Origin of the sequence: Vibrio sp. V42_P2S4T144 (assembly GCF_009904715.1) — a bacterium.
Taxonomy (GTDB): domain Bacteria; phylum Pseudomonadota; class Gammaproteobacteria; order Enterobacterales; family Vibrionaceae; genus Vibrio; species Vibrio alginolyticus.
Genome location: NZ_WXWS01000195.1, coordinates 1 through 2,353 on the forward strand (window position 1 = coordinate 1; position 2,353 = coordinate 2,353).

Sequence of the window (2,353 nt, forward strand, 5' to 3'; positions counted from 1 at the left end):
TTATTTATCATCTTCAATCAAAAGTAGTCGTCCATACCAATTTGATATTTCTGAGTCCAATTGGGAAAAAGCCGTTGAGCAAGCATTGAGCGTTGCAGCGAGTGCGTATGATTCATTAACGGTTATTCTTTCTCATAACTATTACCAGATGTACCAAATCGACAAACCGGTCATGCCGCGTCAAGAATGGCCAGCTGCATTACCGTTTTTGTTGAAAGAACTGATCTCTGAGCGTGCCATCGACATTATTGCCGATGCGGTCGAGTTACCGAATTCAACCAAAGTGCAAGCATACGTCTTATCGCGAAAAATATTGGATAAGATTGTGTTACTGGCCAGCCGAGCCCAGTTACCACTAGAAGCCATTCTTCCTGAAGACGATATTTGGGGAGAGACTGCGGGTGAACTAGGAAACTTCCTATTATTACAACGCAGTGTGCGTGGTCATTTCCGTATAAGCGCTTTTGTCGAAAATACTATTGCGTTCCACCGCTCTATTCGCAGTGTGACGCCACCATTAACGGGGGTTCCGTCTAGCGATTTACAGATGGACAGTCTGTCGTTAGAACTGCAACGTTCGATTGATTATCTTTCATCTCAGTTACGCCATGTGCAATTACATCAATTGAAAGTGTGCTGCGATGAAGAGGATGAGAGCGAGCTTGTTCAGGCTCTTAATTACCGTTTAAGCACTAAGGTTTCACCGTTATTACCACCAGAACATGAGCTATCAGGACATGTTTTGGCTGACACTGCGGCTACTTCAAATACTCGACGCGTCAACTTATATCCCGATTACTTAAAACCGAAAAAAGAGCTCCTGACGCTAAAAAATATCGCGTTATCTTGGGGCGTTGCGGCGGCTGCAATTCTATTTTCTTACGGTTATGTCACTTGGCAGAGCAGCGGTTTGGAAGATGAGATTGCTATTGTAAAAAGTAAAGGCGATATCATGAAGTCAGAGCTTGAACGTTATCAAGTCAAGCTACGTAAACATCAACCTGACAATAATAAGCTGGCAGCTAAAGCCCGCTTAGAGCGTGAAGTCAAGGCGAAGCGAGACTCGCTTAAAGCTGTCGGGAAATACGATGACTCGCAACGCACGGGTTACTCTGGCGTGATGCAATCATTAGCGAAGCTAGGAAACCAAGAAATTTCTTTGTCCGAAATTCGAATCAATACCCATACCTTAGACCTGAAGGGGCTAGCGAAACAACCGAGCTCAGTGCCAAATTGGGTTAGCCAATTTAAAAACGAAATTAGCTTGGTTGGTCGAACGTTTGACGACGTCAAAATAGGTCGAAATGATAAGGATATTGTGACGTTTGAACTAAAAACGCGCGAGGATAAAGAGAAATGAACGAATTCTGGCTCTCATTAGAAGGGCGCTTTGGCGAAATGAGTACGCGTGAAAAAGTGCTCACCGCATTGTGCGGTTTAGTTGTCGTGATCATGTTGCTCTTTACGCTGGTATTGGAGCCAAAGCTTAACGAGATCATCAGTAATGAGAGGCAACTAAGTAATTTAAAGCAAGCCAATCAAAAGATTGAAATCGATACGCTACGTATTCAGGCGCAACTTAAGAAAGATCCAAATGCTGAGATTGATCGCGCGATATCTAATCTGTTAGCTGAGAGTCAGCATCTTTCGATGCAATTAGCGGAGATCATCGAGCATCTTATTACACCTTCGCAAATGGCTGAGCTGCTTGAAAATGTGTTGGAGCAGCAAAGTGGCATTCACCTTTTGTCTCTGCAAACCTTGCCATCTGAGCCAATAACGGAAGATAAAGAAGCATCGCAATACTCTGGTTACTACGTGCATCCTGTTCGTATGGAACTGACTGGTGACTATTTTTCTATTGCTAATTATCTGAATAAATTGGAGAGCCTTCCTGCGAGTTATTACTGGCGCAGCTTTAGTTATAAAGTCGAAGAGTACCCGAAAGCGAAGCTTGTGTTAGAAGTCTACACACTAGGATCTAGAGAGGAGTTTATTGGTGGTTAACAAACTCATCATCTCATTGCTTGTTATGGCTGCGGCAGGAACCGCTTGGGCAAACCAGGACCCAACGGCCCCACTTGGTTGGGAAAAGCCAGCGGTTGAAACGTCAGCGAAACCAAAAGTTAAACGGTATCGACTGCCTAAGCTCACCAGTATTGTGTGTAAGCCAAGTACTGATTGTATCGCGATTATGGATAACAAACTTGTCGAAAAAGGCGAGCTATTTAAGGGTTATCGCGTCGCGAGCATTAATAGTGAATTTGTAACTTTAAAGCGTGGTAACCGTCAGTGGGACCTAGAGCTTTTTGATTTAAACGTAAAACAATAATAACCAGAGCCCGATCAGATA

3 protein-coding genes are annotated in these 2,353 nt (G+C 43.6%); all 3 read left to right on the forward strand.

Annotation, left to right across the window (positions count from 1 at the left end; translation table 11 throughout):
- The coding region (locus CAG68_RS06800; RefSeq protein WP_161440952.1) for an MSHA biogenesis protein MshI at positions 1-1,360 on the forward strand (1,360 nt) is incomplete at its 5' end.
- Positions 1,357-2,007 carry a type II secretion system protein GspM gene (gspM, locus tag CAG68_RS06805; RefSeq protein WP_005381197.1) on the forward strand — a complete coding sequence of 217 codons (651 nt, stop codon included), beginning with the start codon at positions 1,357-1,359 and terminating at the stop codon, positions 2,005-2,007. The genes CAG68_RS06800 and gspM, both read left to right, overlap by 4 nt.
- Positions 2,000-2,332 (forward strand): MSHA biogenesis protein MshK, encoded by a 333-nt coding sequence (locus tag CAG68_RS06810; RefSeq protein ID WP_154204999.1) that lies wholly within the window; start codon positions 2,000-2,002, stop codon positions 2,330-2,332. The genes gspM and CAG68_RS06810 overlap by 8 nt, the downstream gene beginning before the upstream one ends.
- The last annotated feature ends 21 nt before the right edge of the window (positions 2,333-2,353 follow it).